This window comes from Sinomicrobium weinanense, assembly GCF_018863395.1.
GTDB lineage: Bacteria > Bacteroidota > Bacteroidia > Flavobacteriales > Flavobacteriaceae > Sinomicrobium > Sinomicrobium weinanense.
Genome location: NZ_JAHKRR010000006.1, coordinates 115885 through 132861, shown reverse-complemented (window position 1 = coordinate 132861; position 16977 = coordinate 115885). Strand labels below are relative to the sequence as shown.

The window sequence follows — 16977 nt, the reverse complement described above, 5'->3', positions numbered from 1 at the left end:
AAACAGCCCTCTCTAATTTCCAAAACGGCAAAAGTGTATTGCCAGCGGACATAAAGTGTATCGAAACCGAACACCTTCTTCAGTCACTTAAAGTACAAATATTTGGTTAACAACCTATTAACATTTTGGCACGATTATGACTCATTTACAAGCCAAACGGATCTTTTATGGACATTCCAATAGAAAAGAAAAGATTTACCCCTGCGCGTATTGCCATGTTTGCAGGTGGTCTTTTGCTTTTAATACTTATTATCTTCACCATTGTCTCCTCGGCGGGCGGTTCCAAGCTCAATGTCAAAAAGGAACGTATTACCGTAAGCGAAGTTACACAAGGGGTTTTTCAGGAAAATATCCCGGTAAACGGTGTTGTATTACCCATTACCACTATTTATCTCGATGCCGTGGAAGGTGGCCGGGTGGAGGAAAAGTTTGTGGAAGACGGTACCATGATGAAAAAGGGAGAGCCTATTCTCCGGCTTTCCAACACCGACCTGGAACTGAGCCTCGTAAACCAGGAAACCGCCGTGTACAACCTGCTTACACAGATGCAGATACAGCAAAATGCAGCCAGGCAGAACACCATTAACAGGCTCAATCAGTTGACCGATGTGGAGAACAGCCTTGTGGAAGCCAAACGGGTCTTTGAGTTGAATAAAAGACTGCATGAAAAAGATGCGATAGGCCGGCAGGACCTGCTGGAATCGAAAAATAATTACAATTACCAGCAAGAACGGATGAAACTCGCCAAAGAGGTGGTGAAACAAGACTCTATTGCCTCCGATCAGGAATTAAGTCAGGCTGAAAGCTCCTATAACAGGACCAGGAACGCCCTGAAACTCATGCGGAAAAAAGTCGGCGACCTGGTGGTCCGGGCCCCGGTAGACGGGCAGCTGACCTCTCTCGATGCAGAAATAGGACAATCCAAGACCAAAGGGGAACGACTGGGACAGATCGATGTGCTCAGCGGATACAAGGTAAGGGTAGACGTCGACGAACACTATATTTCCAGGATATATAGCGGGCAGTCCGGTTCTTTTACATTTAACAATAAATCCTATACCCTGGTCATCAAAAAGGTATATACCCAGGTCACCAATGGCAGGTTCCAGGTAGATATGGTCTTTGAGGAGGATGTCCCCGAAGGCATACGTCGCGGACAAACGCTGCAGATACGGCTGGCCCTGAGCCAGGAAAAGGAAGCCCTGCTGATTCCCAAGGGCGGATTTTTCCAGAAAACCGGCGGAAACTGGGTATTTAAACTGGATGAAAACGGTGAAAGTGCTTACAGACAAGACATCCGGCTGGGGAGCCAGAACACGGAATATTACGAAGTACTGGAAGGTTTGGAACCGGGAGATAAGGTTATTACCTCCGGTTATGATAACTTTGGGGATATACAGGAACTTATTTTGAATTAGGCTGTTATTGTTAATAAGATATATTTTAATTTAGGTTTTGCGGGAGGACACCCCCCTGCCCCCTCAAGGGGGGGTGTAAACCCAGATAGATACATCCACAAAAAAGCAGAAAAACAAGAAAATAAATACAACATCAATGATAAAGATCACCGACTTAGAAAAGTTTTACCGCACGGAGGAAGTACAGACCATTGCACTGAACAAACTTTCTTTTGATGTAAAAGAAGGCGAATTTGTAGCGGTTATGGGGCCTTCGGGCTGTGGAAAGTCTACCTTGCTCAATATCCTGGGGCTGCTGGACGACCCCGACGGGGGCAGCTTTGTCTTCAATGGTATTGAAGTATCGGGCTTCAATGAGCGAAAAAGGGCCAACCTTCGCAAGCACAACATCGGCTTCGTCTTCCAGAGCTTTAACCTCATCGACGAACTTACGGTCTTTGAAAACGTGGAACTGCCCCTTATCTATACCGGCGTAAAAGCAGCAGACAGAAAAGAACGCGTACACGAAGTGCTGGAAAAAATGCAGATCATGCACCGCCGCAAGCACTTTCCGCAGCAACTTTCGGGAGGGCAACAACAAAGGGTGGCCGTAGCCCGGGCCGTAGTCAACAACCCCAAGCTCATCCTCGCCGATGAACCTACCGGAAACCTGGACAGCAGTAACGGTAATGAAGTCATGGACCTCCTTACGGAACTCAACCAGCAGGGCACTACCATTATTATGGTAACACACAGCGAACACGATGCCAAGTTCAGCCACCGTATCATACGGATGCTGGACGGGCAGAAAGTGACGGAGAATGTGCTGGTGTAATGTAAAAAACAACCATCAATCAAAGCGGTTATGATCAGGAATTACTTTAAAACAGCGTGGAGAAGCCTCCGAAAAAATAAGTTACAAACGCTTATCAACCTGCTGGGGCTAACTGTGGGCACCGTTTGCTGTCTCAGTATCCTGGTCTATACCATAGCACAATTTGATTATGACACTCATCATAAGGATGCGGAATCGCTTTATCGGGTCAGAACAGAAAATAAAAGTATCGGGAACAATAGTATAAACTCTAATTTTGCCACTGCCGGGCCACCTATTGCCTTTGCGCTCAAAGAAGATTTCCCCGAGGTCATCGAGGCCTGTCGTATTGTTTACTACGGTTCGGATACAGGAGAAGTGATACGCAAACCAAATAGCGATCAGAGCTATTACGAACCACGTGGTTATCTCGCCGATTCTACTGTGTTTAATGTCTTCACCTATCGTTTTATTGAAGGAACCCCCAAAAACGCCTTAAATGTTCCTAATACCATAGTGCTTTCTTCAACATTGTCAAAAAAATTGTTCGGCAACCAGACAGCACTGCATAAAACACTGATACGCGGAAGCGGCGAAGACGAGCTTACTCTGACCATTACGGGTGTTTTTGATGACACCTTCGGGAAATCACATTTAAATCCCAATTATTTTCTGACCATGAATACTCCCGGGCAAGGAGAATTTGTAAGAAGCATTCAGAATTTTGCTACCCAGAATTTTACACATACCTATATAAAGCTCGCTCCCGGATCAGATGCCGGTCGCTTACAGAAAAAATTACCTGCCTTTATAAAAAAACACGGGGCCAAGGACCTTGCCCTGGCCGGTTTTGACAAAAAACTTTTTCTTCAAAAAATTACTGACATCCATCTTTATTCCGATGGCATCACTATGCAAATTGATAAGGTATCCAGTATAAAGCAACTCTATATCCTGATTGTTTTGGCATTGTTTATTCAATTGGTAGCATGTATCAATTTTATTAACTTAAGTACAGCACGGGCAAGCAAACGAGCCACGGAAATTGGAGTCCGCAAAGCAATAGGAGCTGATAAAAGCATCTTAATCCGTCAGTTTATTGGAGAATCTGTTATCCTTTCCCTGTTTGCCTCATTAATCAGCCTTCCGTTAACGGCATTGATACTGCCTTTTATAAATACACTTACGCAGGGAAATGTGAGTTTTCTGGTGCTACTGGATTGGAAGGTTTTACTTCTTCTATTGAGTCTGGGGCTTTTTACCGGTTTAATTGCCGGTATCTATCCGGCATGGGTATTATCTTCTGTTAAACCGGCCAGGGTACTAAAAGGTCCGGTCCATCGACAGGCAGGCAGCGGAAACTTTCGCAAGGGGCTCGTTGTGTTTCAGTTTGTGGTTTCTATTGTTCTGATCATTTCGGTTATCGTCATTACCCAACAACTTAAATATACCCAGGATAAAGATATGGGGTTTGATAAAGAGAACCTTATTGCCGTTCGCCTGGGGACCGAAGATGCCAGCAAAAAATTTGACGCTTTAAAAAGAGAAATGGCGGCAGTTTCCGGTGTTTCACAGGTGGCCGGGTGTAATCGTTATCCTTCTGAGTTTAATACATCGGACTTAAGCATGCACCTCCCCGGAGAAGATCCTACCAATCTTATTTCAGTGATATACAACGGTATCAGCAATAATTATTTTAAGACTGTAGGCACTTCCTTACTTGCCGGGCGAGAGCTGCGTCCCAATGACAGCTCACAGGTGGTAGTTAATAAAGCGACCCTTGATATCTTTTCCATCCCTCTGGATAATGCTGTAGGGTCAAAACTCATGAATACATACGAAGGTGAATCTACCGAATTGGAGATTGTGGGCGTCTCCCAGGATTATCATTTCGCTTCTCTAAAGGAGGCTATAAAACCCATTTTACTTTATAATGACACTACTCCATCCTGGCTTATTATCCGGGCAAAGACCACAGATTATCAGAGTTTACTTAAAGGGTTGAAACAAAGCTGGGAATCAATCATTACCAATACCCCTTTTGAATATACGTTTGTGGATAAGGAAGTTGAAAAATTGTATACAGAAGAAAAACGCCTCGCTAATATTTCAATTACACTTAGCTTTCTGGCTATACTTATCAGTTGTCTGGGGTTATTCGGGCTTGTCTCTTTTATAGCGGAAAACAAGAAAAAAGAAATTGGAATACGGAAAGTACTGGGGGCCAAAATCGGCAGCCTGGTGAAACTATTGGTCAGGGACTTTGTGATACTGGTCATTATTGCCCTGCTCGTTGCAGTTCCTTTAGCATATTATTCTATGCAAAACTGGCTTCAGGACTTTACTTACCGGATATCCATAAGCTGGTGGATATTTCTCCTTGCCGGAGGGGTTTCCTTAGTGATCACTCTGCTTACGGTGAGTATGCATACTATAAAAGCTGCGACTGCCAACCCCGTAAAAAGCCTGCGAACCGAATAAACCAAACTGTTATGATCAGGAATTACTTTAAAACAGCGTGGAAAACCCTTAAAAAGAACAAATTCTTTTCTTTTATCAATATTTTCGGGCTTACCATCGGTACATCGTGCTTTTTGCTCATCGCCCTTTATATTTTTGACGAACTGACCTTTGACCGCTTTCACCAGCACACATCCAATATTTACAGGGCGGTAAATCACAAAACGAATTCGGATGGCAAGTTGACAAAGATCGCCGGAACGGGCTACCAGGTTTCGGAAAATGCAAGAACCGACCTTCCGGAAATACAAGGCATAGCCCGGATGATCACCTTAGGACGGACCAATGTTTCCGCATCAGATCATACACAGGTCTTTCATGAGTACATTACCCTGGGCAATCCGGATTTTTTCGATATTTTCGATTTCGAATTCCTGCAGGGAACCCCGGCCAATGCATTAACCGGGCCCCATACCGTTGTTATGACGGAAGAAATGGCACACAGGCTCTTTGGCACTACCGATGTATTGGGAAAAACCATAAGGACCGACATGGATGACATTCCTGTTGAGATCACCGGAGTACTGAAGGACTTTCCCGGTAATTCAAGTATCACATTTAACATGCTTTTTTCCGAATCGAGCATGACCGGTGACGGATTTAAGAATTTCATCAATACGGACTGGGATTCGGATGCTTTTGCTACCTACTTCTTATTGAAAGACCAAAGCGACCCTAAAAAAGTTGAAGCTGACATCACCAGGCTTATTGCAGAAAATCGGGATACCAGTGTTCCCGGTAAAATCGAACTTGCGCTGCAACCCCTGGCCGATATTCATTTCCATTCGGAAAACATTGAAGGTGATTCGGGGAAAAAAGGTTCCCTGACCACCATCTATGTCTTTTCCATTGTTGCGTTTTTTGTGCTCTTTATCGCCTGTATCAACTATATAAACCTGACCACTGCCCGGTATACCAACCGGGCCAAAGAGATCGCTGTTCGCAAGGTAGCGGGCGCATCCAGACAAAACCTGACCGGGCAATTCCTCACCGAAGCATTTTTGACAACGGTGATCGCCATTGTTTTCGCTCTGATCATCACCAAAATCGTATTGCCCTGGTTCAATACTTTCACAGAAAAACAATTGACACTCGGAACAGCTACCGATTATCGTATCCTGATGGGTATCGGTTTAATTACTATCGCCGTAGGATTGTTATCCGGATTATACCCGGCATTGGTCCAGGCCGCCCTGAAACCACTGTCGTTGATTAAACACAAAGACCAGATGAGCAAAGGGAAGGTTTCCCTGCGCCGAAGTTTGGTTGTGCTGCAGTTTGTGGTATCTATCGTTATGATCGTAGCTACTATGGTGATCTACCTGCAAATGAAATATATCAACAACAAAGACATGGGTTTCCGGAAAGATCAGTTGGTTGTGGTTGATATCAACAGCGGGGAGGTCCGGGACAGCTGGAAAACCATTAGGAACGAATTTTCAAAACTGGCACAGGTCACCCGTGTTTCGGTAAGCTCCAGGGTTCCGGGTGAGTGGAAAAATCTGCCGAGCGTATCTGTACACAACAATGCCGGTGACTCGCGGGGAAAAGATATGTTTTTCCTGGGGGTGGACGATCAGTTTTTACAAACCTATGATATAAAACTTCTGCAGGGAAGAAATTTCCTGCCCGACCATTCGGCAGATTCCACCTCGGTACTGATCAATGAAAGTGCCGCCAGGGCCTTGGGTATTGTCGAACCCTCCGGACAACTTATCGAAATCCCATCCGTGAATTTTGGCGGTGATTTTTCTCCGCTCGATAAGCCGTTCCTGGCCAGGGTGGTAGGTATTGTCCGGGATTTTAATTTTCAATCGCTTCGCGAACCGCTGGCCCCAATGGTGCTCGGGGCCCGGAATAACCCGGTTCACAGCATAGATTATTTTACGGTGAGGCTTTCCCGGGGGGATACTGATGTCCTTCCTACGCTGAAAAAAATGCAGGAGATATTCTATGAGATCGACCAGGGCCATCAACTCGAGTATCATTTTCTCGATGAACAATGGGAGTTGTTTTATCGCAATGACAGAATAAGGGAAACCATTTTTATAATAATGACCCTGTTAGCCATACTTATTGCCTGTCTTGGCCTGCTCGGCCTTTCTACCTATGCTGCAGAACAACGGATCAAGGAGATTGGCATCCGTAAAGTATTGGGCGCTTCTACCGGGGGTATTGTAAGCCTTTTATCCAAAGATTTTATAAAACCCGTGCTGATAGCCATTCTCATTGCTTCACCCATCGCCTGGTGGGGCATGAATTCATGGCTCGAAGGTTTTGCCTATAGAATAAACATACAATGGTGGGTGTTTGCCCTCGCAGGCCTGGTAGCCGTGGCTATTGCCCTGATCACGGTAAGCGGACAGTCCATAAAAGCTGCAACTGCCAACCCTGTAAAAAGTTTGCGAACGGAATAAAGAGTTGTGGAGTTGTGGAGTTGTGGAGTTGTGGAGTTGTGGAGTTGTGGAGTTGTGGAGTTGTGGAGTTGTGGAGAAAAATAGATAAAAATTCAGTGCAATAGGGTTAAAAATTAAAAAAGAAACTGGCCAAACTAAAAAACCGAGAGCTAAACATGATCCGGAACTATTTTAAAATAGCGTGGAGAAACCTTTGGAAAAACAAAGGGTATTCCCTGCTCAATATCGGCGGACTTGCCGTCGGTATGGCGGCAGCCATGCTCATTCTGCTCATGGTGCAGAACGAAAGGAGCATGGATATGTTTCACCATAAAAAGGACCGGTTGTATATTGCTGGTAATCAGTCTGTATTTGATGGTAAAATCGACACCTGGTTCTGGACACCAAAACCTTTAGGCCCTGCACTTAGCGAAGAATATCCCGAAGTTGGCCATACGGCCCGTTATGCATCTGGCGGGCGTTTCCTGTTTAGTAACGGAGACCGTAAAATAAATACCTCAGGGGCATTTATAGATCCCGATTTTCTCAATATGTTCGATTTTCCCTTGCTGGAGGGCGATAAAAAACACTTGTTTGACAATCCCTCAAATATGGTTATCACCGCGGCAACCGCAAAAAAAATATTTGGGAAAGAGCGGCAGGTTGTCGGTAAGACAATAAAAATAGACAGTACGGATTACGCTACTGTAACGGGTGTTTTAGATGACCTGCCCGGAAATACGCAGTTCGAGTTTGAATATTTGCTACCGTGGTCCTACATGAAAAAACTGGGGTGGGCTGATGAATCTTGGGGAAATAACTCGGTATCCACCTTTGTAGAGCTAAGGCCCAATGCCGATCGCGCTTTGGTGGAAGACAAAATCCGGGACATTACAAAACGTCGCAGTAATGGTCAGGAAGATAATAGCATTATTCTTCACTCCATACCCGATTGGTGGCTCCGTTCTAAGTTCGAAAACGGAAAAATAGCCGGCGGCCGTATCGAGATGGTCCGTATGTTTACCTTTATAGCTTGTTTTATCCTGCTTATTGCCTGTATCAATTTTATGAACCTCAGCACGGCAAGAAGCGAAAAACGCGCTCGAGAGGTCGGTGTGCGCAAGGTAGCCGGGGCAGGACGCTATTCTCTTATAGGGCAATTCCTCGGTGAATCCATCCTTATCGCCTCTGTTGCGGGAATCGTTTCGTTGGGAATCGTATTGTTGGCTATTCCTTATTTTAATTCGCTTGTAAATCATCCGCTGTCCATTGATCTTGGCAATTCTCAATTTTGGCTGTTGACCATCGGCGTCATTTTAATTACTGGGCTGTTAGCCGGTAGTTACCCGGCATTCTTCCTCTCATCTTTCAAACCTGTCAAGACCTTAAAAGGGACTTTCCGCCAGACTCATTCAGGTTTTAATCCGCGTAAAGCTCTTGTAGTGGTTCAATTTACCATTGCCATCATTTTAATTGTAAGTACTCTTGTTATTCACAGGCAGATACAATTCGGCAAGGACCGGGAGGACGGGTACGATAAAAACAACCTCGTGTATATTATGGAACAAGGTGATATACCCAAAAATACAGAACTTATAAAAAGTGAATTGCTTCACAATAACATCGCAGCATCTGTAACACGGACCTTTTCTCCCCTCACTGAGGGTTGGAGCAATACCTGGGGCATTGAATGGAGGGGAAAACAGGAAGGAGACAAAACCACTTTTGACCGCTTTTCGGCCGATGAACACCTTGTGCAAACAGCAGGCCTGACCCTGGTAACCGGGAGGGACTTTGACCTTGCAAAATACCCTACAGACTCTACGGCCGTATTACTCAGCGAATCGGCTGTAAAAGCGATGGGATTTGACAATCCTATCGGCGAGATCATCAGGGATAACGACACAGATATGCACGTAGTAGGTGTGGTAAAGGATTTTATCATGCGATCCCCCTACGAACCCATCCCTCCTATGCTTATAGAAGGATTTGCAGTCTTTGGATTTAACACCATACATATTAAGTTTAATCCCTCATTGAGTACTGCAGAAGCCCTGGCCAAAACAGAAGAGATATTTAAAAAATACAACCCGGCCTATCCTTTTGTATATCATTTTGTAGATGAGGCATACGCACAAAAGTTTCGGGAATCTCAGCGAACAGGTACTTTAGCTGCGCTATTTGCTTTCCTTACCATTTTCATTTCCTGCCTGGGATTATTCGGATTGGCTGCCTACATGGCCGAAAACCGCACCAAGGAGATCGGGGTACGCAAGGTATTGGGAGCTTCGGTATTTTCCATCACCAAATTACTGTCCCGGGAATTCGTAATGTTGGTCCTGGCCTCTTGCATTATCGCCTTCCCTATTGCTTACTGGTTGATGGACCGGTTCCTTCAAAACTTTAATTATCGTATTTCCCTGGGATGGGGCATTTTTATAGTGGCCGGGGCAGGAGCCCTGATACTGGCTCTGCTTACAGTGAGTTCCCAAGCTATTAAAGCAGCAGTAGCCAACCCCGCGAAATCGTTAAAAACAGAATAAGCTAAAAGACCATGATCAAAAACTATTTTAAAATAGCGTGGAGAAGTATCCGGAAACGGAAAAGTGTAGCCTTGATTAACATTTTAGGTTTAGCCCTGGGTTTTGGCTGTGCCATTCTTATTTTCCTGTTCATACAATTTCATCTGACTTTTGACAATTTTCACAAGGACCCGGACAGAATATACAGGCTGGTCACAGAACGGCACAACAAAAATATAGAATATGAAGCCACTGTTCCCCGCGCATTACCGAATGTTTTTAAAAATGACTACAATTATGCAGAAAAGGTAGCCAAAATAGTGGACTGGGGAGAAGAATTAATTGCCGTAAATTCAGGAACATCTCCCATCCGTTATAAACCAAGGACGGCTTTCGTAGAACCGGACTTCTTCCGGATATTCAACTTTCCCCTGCTTCACAAGAAGTTTTCAGATGAACTGGATGCTCCCAATACGGCCATTATCACTCAAAAAATGGCTAAAAAACTATTTGGCGATACCAATCCGGTCAATCAGACTTTTGTGTGGAAAAACAAGGAAACAATCCGGGTGACAGGCGTTCTGAAAGATCTGCCCGAAAACACGCTGTTCACTTCCCAGGTCTTTATTTCCTTTAACACACTTACCACCTCCTGGATCGCCCGTGAGGAATGGACAAGCCTGGGTACTTCATTACAATGCTTTACATTATTAAACCCCAACCGGAATCCCCTGAAAATAGAACAGGACATGAAGGTGTGGCCCGATAAATACCATGCCGAGCCTTTAGGCACGGATTATTATAAGCTGCAACCTTTCCGGGACATTCATCTGGATTCCCGTTACAGCGGAAGCATTAATGTAAAACTACTCTGGATTTTAGGTGCTATCGGCTTTTTTCTGATCCTTATCGCCTGTATCAATTTTATCAACATTTCTGCGGCCCAGTCCGTTTATCGCTCGAAGGAAGTCGGCATAAGAAAGGTCCTGGGGAGTTTTAAAGATCAACTCTTCCGGCAATTCCTGGCCGAAACATTTCTCGTTACTTTTATTGCCCTGGTCATCGGGTTCGGGTTAAGTCTGCTCTTTCTGCCGTTCTTTAACAACATCTTCAACCTTTCCCTTTCTGCAGCCGGGCTGTTAAATCTCCGGTTTGCCGTTTTTGCTATTATGCTCCTGACGGGTGTCGCTTTTCTGGCCGGAAGCTACCCCGGAATCATCCTGGCCAGGATTGCCCCCGTCCTCGCCCTGAAAAGAAAACTGACCCAAAAAGATACCGGGGGAGCGATGGCCCGAAAAGTACTGGTCACCAGCCAGTTTGTTATTTCCATGGTTTTGATCGTCGCCATGCTGGTCATCGGAAAACAGATCAAATATGCTACAAGTACGGATCTGGGATACAATAGTTCTGCCATAGTCATGGTAAAACTTCCGAAAACATTAGACAGGATACAGTTAAATATTTTAAAAAACAAAATTGCCCAATCCTCCAATGTCAGTCGGGTTTCCGTTTGTTTTACAAGTCCCGGAGCACCGGTTAACAGTTGGGGAACATCTGTATATTTTAATAATAATCCGGAAAAAGAGGATTTCCTGATCCGAGGAAAAATGGGAGATAAGGATTATCTGAATACTTTCGGGATTCAGCTTGTTGCCGGTAGAAATTTCTTTGAAAAAGATTCAATAGATGAAATACTGGTCAACGAAGCCTTCGGCAGAAAAATGGGAATAAGCTCTCCCAAAGAGTTACTGGGTAAACCTGTGAAGATTAGTGACAACTATATTCAGGGGCACATTGTAGGAGTTGTAAAAGATTTTCACGACCAGGATTTCCAGGGGAAAATAAGGCCTGTATTTATTGCACAGGACCCCGATCAATGGTACAACGAGGTAGGAGTCAAGATCAACTCTGAAAATATCAGGGAAGCCCTCCAACATATCGAACAACAATGGGCGTCCTATTTCTCTGATTTTATTTTCGAATACGACTTCCTGGACGACCGCGTAGCCGAAATGTACAAATCAGAACAACAGTTCCTGGCGCTGACCAAACTGTTCTCTCTCCTGGCCATTTTTATCGGTGGCCTGGGGATTTATGGTCTGGTTTCCTTCTTTGTCGCACAAAAAACCAAGGAGGTCGGTATCCGGAAGATATTGGGTGGCGATGTCATTCATATCCTCGGACTGTTTTCCAGGGATTTCTTTAAGCTAATAGGCATCGCAGGCCTTATCGCCTCCCCTATTGCCTGGTATTTTATGAACGACTGGTTACAGAATTATACCTACAGGACACAAATAAACTGGTGGGTCTTTGCCCTGCCCATAGGCTGCGTCCTGATCTTAACGCTGCTCATTGTGAGTTACAAAGGATATAAGGCAGCCACTGCGAACCCCGTAAAAAGTTTGCGGAGCGAATAAAATTTTAAAAGCCATGATTAGAAACTATTTAAAAACCACCTGGCGAAACCTGGTTAAAAACAAGGGATACAGCGCTATCAACATTGGTGGGCTTGCGGTGGGCATGGCCACGGCCATGCTGATCGGTCTGTGGGTGCACGGTGAACTGACATTCAATACCTACCATAAAAATTATGACTACATAGCACAGGTCATGCAGCATGCCAATTATAACGGAGAAGTAAAAACGGGGGATCCTAATCCGGTAGTAATGGCCTCGGAATTAAGAACGAAATACGGAAGCCATTTTAAATACGTGGTGCAGGCATCATGGAATGACAGCCATTTACTCTCTGTGGGTGATAAGCGTGTCAACAAAAATGGGGTGTTCTTTGATCCGGATGCTCCTGAAATGCTTACATTGCATATGCTGAAAGGCACGAGGGCGGGCCTTAACAACCCATATTCCATCATGTTATCGGCTTCGGTCGCCGAATCCCTGTTTGGCGATGAAGACCCGATGAATAAAACCATCACCATAGACCGGAACCAGGAGGAGGCACAGGAGGTAAAGGTTACAGGTGTTTACAAAGATCTCCCGGCTAACTCCTCATTCAGCGATGTGGAGATCATTATGCCCTGGGCATTGTGGTTCATTCAAAACCCGGGGGCCAGGGAATGGGAAGCTCACTGGGATTTTGCCTTCTCCCGGATTTTTGTACAGGTTACCGAACAGGCAGACATGGAAAAGATCTCAGCGAAAATCAAGAATGTGATACTGGATAACCTGGGGGAAGAAGAGCAAAAACATGCAGGGACTGTTTTCCTACACCCCATGCGTAAATGGAACCTGTACAATGAGTTCCGCAATGGTGTAAATACGGGTGGAAGCATCCGGTACGTCCTGTTGTTTGGCATTGTCGGCATCTTCGTGTTGCTGCTGGCCTGTATCAATTTCATGAACCTGGCCACAGCCAGGAGTGAAAAGCGTGCCAGGGAAGTGGGCATCCGCAAAACCGTAGGTTCGCACCGCTGGCAGCTTATTTGCAGGTTCTTTGCCGAATCGTACATCACTGTACTGCTGGCCTTCGTATTGTCGTTGCTATTGGTGGTGTTATTTTTGCCTTCTTTCAATGAGGTGGCCGGCAAAAAGATCAGAATCCCTTGGTCAAGTCCTTTGTTCTGGATGGCCAACCTGGCCTTTGTTTTTATCACCGGATTACTAGCCGGCAGTTATCCGGCACTTTACCTGTCGTCGTTCCGGCCATTGAAGGTCCTGAAAGGAACATTTAAGGTCGGCCGGCTTGCGTCTGCACCCCGCAGAGTGTTGGTGGTTATACAATTTACGGTTTCCGTGATGCTCATCATCGGCACTATTATTGTTTACCAACAGATCCAGTATGCAAAAAACCGACCGATGGGTTATACCAAAACCGGATTGATAAACCTGAGGTCACAGGAGGAGTTAGAAGATCACTTCGATGCGTTCCGGACGGAACTCATAAACGCAGGAGCCATTGAGGAAATGGCTGGGTCATACAACTCGCTAACCAATGCATGGAATTCCAATAGCGGTTTTGAATGGGAAGGTAAAGACCCCAACCTCACTGTTAACTTTCCGAATAACTGGGTGTCACCTGATTTTGGCAAAACCGTGCAATGGAAAATTAAAGCAGGAAGGGATTTTTCAAGAGAGCGAACTACCGATTCCATGGCAGTCATTATCAATGAATCAGCCGCCAGGATTATGGCGTTTGAAAACCCGATAGAGAGAACGCTTCGATGGAAAAACCTTAGACAAACCGAGTCGTATAACATTATCGGAGTGGTCGGTGATATCCTGCAGGAGTCGCCGTTCTCTCCGGTACGCCCTACGATTTATCACTTCGATTCCCACGATTATATGCGGAACATTGTCATAAAACTAAACCCTGAACAGAGCACCAGCCAATCGATCAGCAGTATCGAAAAGGTTTGGAAAAAATACGTAGCTGATGTCCCCTTTCATTATACATTCGTAGATGAAGAATTCGGAAAAAAATTCAGGGCCGAAGAACGCATCGGCAAACTGTCATCCTATTTTGCCGTACTCGCCATATTGATCTCCTGCCTGGGACTGTTTGGCATGGCCAGTTTTGTGGCCGAACAACGGACCAAGGAGATCGGCATCCGTAAAGTGCTTGGTGCCAGCGTGGCCAACCTGTTACGCCTGCTTTCAAAGGAATTCGTGCTTTTGGTAATGACTTCATGTATTATTGCCGTGCCGATAGCCTGGTATTATCTCAGCCAATGGCTTGCCAATTATGACTACCGGATTGAAATTAGCTGGGTGATTTTCGTACTGGCCGCCGTGCTGGCGCTTGTTATCACCCTGCTTACCGTCGGTTTTCAGGCTATTAAGGCAGCCACAGCCAACCCCGTAAAAAGTTTACGGGCCGAATGATGGATAGTTTAGTTAATAGGTTGTTGCGTTGTTGCCCTTCGGCTTCGCTCAGGATGATAGGTTACGAAGTTATAAAGCACGATAACGGAGTAACTCAACAACAAAAGCAACTGAACAACCCGAAAAAAATGATCAGGAACCATTTTAAAATAGCGTGGAGGAACATCTGGAAAAGCAAACTCCAGTCCATGATCAATCTGTTAGGATTGACCACTGGTATTGTCTGTGCAGTTTTAATCCTTTTATGGGTAAAGGATGAAGTTACCTATAATAAATTTCACAGTAACTATGACTCTATTTATCAGGTGATCGCCCATCGCGATTATAACAACCAGGTGTTTACCGACAGCAACATGGTATTACCCCTGGCGGAAGCTGTTGAAAAGGAATCTCCTCAGGTAGAAAAGGCCGTAGTTACGACCCATACTCAGTCCCGTGTATTGTCTTATGGGGATACCAGACTCTCCAAGGAAGGCCGTACTGTGAGCAAACATTTTTTTGATATGTTTTCCTGGGAATTTGTCCTGGGCAATGCCGAAACAGCTATCGCAGACCCTTCTTCTATTGTATTGACACAATCCACGGCCAAAGCCTTGTTCGGGAATGAAAACCCCCTGAACAAAACGATCAGGGTGAATAATCAGCAGGATGTAATAGTTTCTGCCGTAATAGCCGATACTCCGGACAATTCTTCCTTCCAATTTGATTTTATCAGGCCGTTTAACTACTCCACCCCTGCTATAAAACGGGCTATGGACGAATGGATCAGTTCTTCCTGGGAAGTGTTTGTCCAAATTGCCCCGGGAGCGACCGTCTCTCAACTCAACAAAGGCATCGACGCCATAAAAAAACAACACTCCCCCAATGATAAAATAAGCACTTATTTTGCCTTCCCAATGCATAAATGGCGGTTGTACAGTGATTTTAAAAACGGACAGAATACCGGGGGAATGATAGCATATGTCCGGTTATTTTTGATCATTGCCGTCATTGTATTGCTGATCGCCTGTGTAAATTTTATGAACTTATCTACAGCCAGGTCCGAAAAGAGAGCCAGGGAAGTGGGGATACGCAAAACCTTGGGAGCGGTCAAAAGACAGTTGGTCCGGCAGTTCTTCGCAGAATCGTTCCTGCTTACTTTTAGTGCTTTTATTCTGGCTATTATAATGGTTTTTATACTATTACCCTCATTCAACACCTTAGTAAACAAGGATTTGTCATTAAGTTTAGGAGATCCGTTATTTTGGGCAGGAGCATTGATCATCATACTCTTTACCAGCGCCATCGCCGGTAGTTATCCGGCCTTATACCTTTCCTCTTTTAACCCGGTAAAGGTTTTAAAAGGTACATTTTCTGCAGGTAAAAACGCCATCCTATCAAGACGTGTCCTGATCGTAGGGCAATTTATGGTCTCTATTTTTCTTATTTCGGCAACGGTCGTTGTTTACCAGCAAATACAACATGTTAAATCCCGGGATATGGGGTATGATGCTAACAACCTCATTATGCTCCCTTCATCAGATGATATGCAAAAAAACTTTGATGTCATAAAGCAGGAATTGTTGAGTTCCGGTATGGTCAGTGCAATGACCAGGACCGGTGCGGCCATCACGGAAATACAGTGGAGGTCTGACTCTCCGGACTGGAAAGGCAAATCGACAGATGGTGAAATTATTATCTCAGGACTAAATGTAGATGCAGATTTCACCGAAACCATGGGGATCAAATTATTAAGTGGAAAGGGTTTTTCAGGTATGCCGGCAGATTCATCTGCCATGCTGTTAAACAAAACTGCAGTAGAAGCCATGGGCTTAAAAAACCCCGTTGGAATGAACATGCGGTATGGAGATAAAAATTATACGGTTATTGGTGTCACCAATAATGTGGTCATGGAGTCTCCACACGAACCAGTTAACCCAAATATGATATTTTGTAATCCCGATTACTTCGACGTCCTCACCCTGCGTTTACAGCAAGGCATCCAGCCGCAAAACGCATTGCGCTCCATAGAAGATATTATGAAAAAGTACAACCCTGCCTTTCCTTTTGAATACAATTTTGTAGACCAGGAATTCGGTAAGAAATTTTTAACAGTAGAACTCATCAGCAAGATATCAAAGCTGTTCGCAGGCCTGGCCATTTTTATCTGCTGTATCGGTTTGGTGGGGCTTGCTTCTTTTACCGTAGAGAAGCGTACCCGCGAAATTGGTATACGAAAAATCCTGGGGGCTTCTGTCAGACAGGTATTGGTATTGCTGTCCGGCGAATTTCTGAAATTGGTTATCATCGCTTTTGCTATTGTCACGCCTGTGGCCTGGCTACTGATGAAAAACTGGGTAGAGCGCTATTCCTATCATATTGAAATAAGTGCAGTGTTATTTGTTGTGATAGGAGTCATTATTTTATTGCTTACCCTGTTAGTGGTCGGTTTAAGTACTGTGCATGCAGCTATGTCCAATCCCGTAAAAAGCCTGAGAACCGAATAACCT

General features: G+C 44.8%; 8 protein-coding genes. All 8 read left to right on the top strand.

The window, feature by feature from the left end; genetic code table 11:
* Positions 1-167 precede the first annotated feature (167 nt).
* The 8 genes from KN811_RS16540 to KN811_RS16505 all read left to right on the top strand — a co-directional run bounded on the left by KN811_RS16540 (position 168) and on the right by KN811_RS16505 (position 16974).
* On the top strand, positions 168-1418 hold the full coding sequence (locus KN811_RS16540) for an efflux RND transporter periplasmic adaptor subunit (protein WP_187963925.1): 1251 nt from the start codon (positions 168-170) through the stop codon (positions 1416-1418).
* A 136-nt stretch (positions 1419-1554) separates the two neighbouring features.
* Positions 1555-2232: an ABC transporter ATP-binding protein gene (locus KN811_RS16535; RefSeq protein WP_187963924.1), complete on the top strand. Its 678-nt coding sequence runs from the start codon at positions 1555-1557 to the stop codon at positions 2230-2232.
* Between the two features lie 30 nt (positions 2233-2262).
* Positions 2263-4692: an ABC transporter permease gene (locus KN811_RS16530; RefSeq protein WP_187963923.1), complete on the top strand. Its 2430-nt coding sequence runs from the start codon at positions 2263-2265 to the stop codon at positions 4690-4692.
* A gap of 11 nt (positions 4693-4703) precedes the next feature.
* Positions 4704-7148, top strand: coding sequence for an ABC transporter permease (locus KN811_RS16525; protein WP_187963922.1), 2445 nt, complete (start codon positions 4704-4706; stop codon positions 7146-7148).
* Between the two features lie 155 nt (positions 7149-7303).
* Positions 7304-9670, top strand: a complete 2367-nt coding sequence (locus tag KN811_RS16520; protein ID WP_187963921.1) for an ABC transporter permease — start codon at positions 7304-7306, stop codon at positions 9668-9670.
* A gap of 11 nt (positions 9671-9681) precedes the next feature.
* A complete protein-coding gene (locus KN811_RS16515) occupies positions 9682-12066 on the top strand; it encodes an ABC transporter permease (protein ID WP_187963920.1) in 2385 nt (794 codons plus the stop codon).
* Positions 12067-12079: 13 nt separating this feature from the next.
* A complete protein-coding gene (locus KN811_RS16510; RefSeq protein ID WP_187963919.1) occupies positions 12080-14488 on the top strand; it encodes an ABC transporter permease in 2409 nt (802 codons plus the stop codon).
* Positions 14485-16974, top strand: coding sequence for an ABC transporter permease (locus KN811_RS16505; protein WP_187963918.1), 2490 nt, complete (start codon positions 14485-14487; stop codon positions 16972-16974). The genes KN811_RS16510 and KN811_RS16505 overlap by 4 nt, the downstream gene beginning before the upstream one ends.
* The last annotated feature ends 3 nt before the right edge of the window (positions 16975-16977 follow it).

Coding starts and splice junctions, on each gene's coding strand:
- KN811_RS16510 (WP_187963919.1), top strand. CDS start 12,080: ATGATTAGAAACTATTTAAAAACCACCTGGCGAAACCTGGTTAAAAAC.
- KN811_RS16515 (WP_187963920.1), top strand. CDS start 9,682: ATGATCAAAAACTATTTTAAAATAGCGTGGAGAAGTATCCGGAAACGG.
- KN811_RS16520 (WP_187963921.1), top strand. CDS start 7,304: ATGATCCGGAACTATTTTAAAATAGCGTGGAGAAACCTTTGGAAAAAC.
- KN811_RS16535 (WP_187963924.1), top strand. CDS start 1,555: ATGATAAAGATCACCGACTTAGAAAAGTTTTACCGCACGGAGGAAGTA.
- KN811_RS16505 (WP_187963918.1), top strand. CDS start 14,485: ATGATGGATAGTTTAGTTAATAGGTTGTTGCGTTGTTGCCCTTCGGCT.
- KN811_RS16525 (WP_187963922.1), top strand. CDS start 4,704: ATGATCAGGAATTACTTTAAAACAGCGTGGAAAACCCTTAAAAAGAAC.
- KN811_RS16530 (WP_187963923.1), top strand. CDS start 2,263: ATGATCAGGAATTACTTTAAAACAGCGTGGAGAAGCCTCCGAAAAAAT.
- KN811_RS16540 (WP_187963925.1), top strand. CDS start 168: ATGGACATTCCAATAGAAAAGAAAAGATTTACCCCTGCGCGTATTGCC.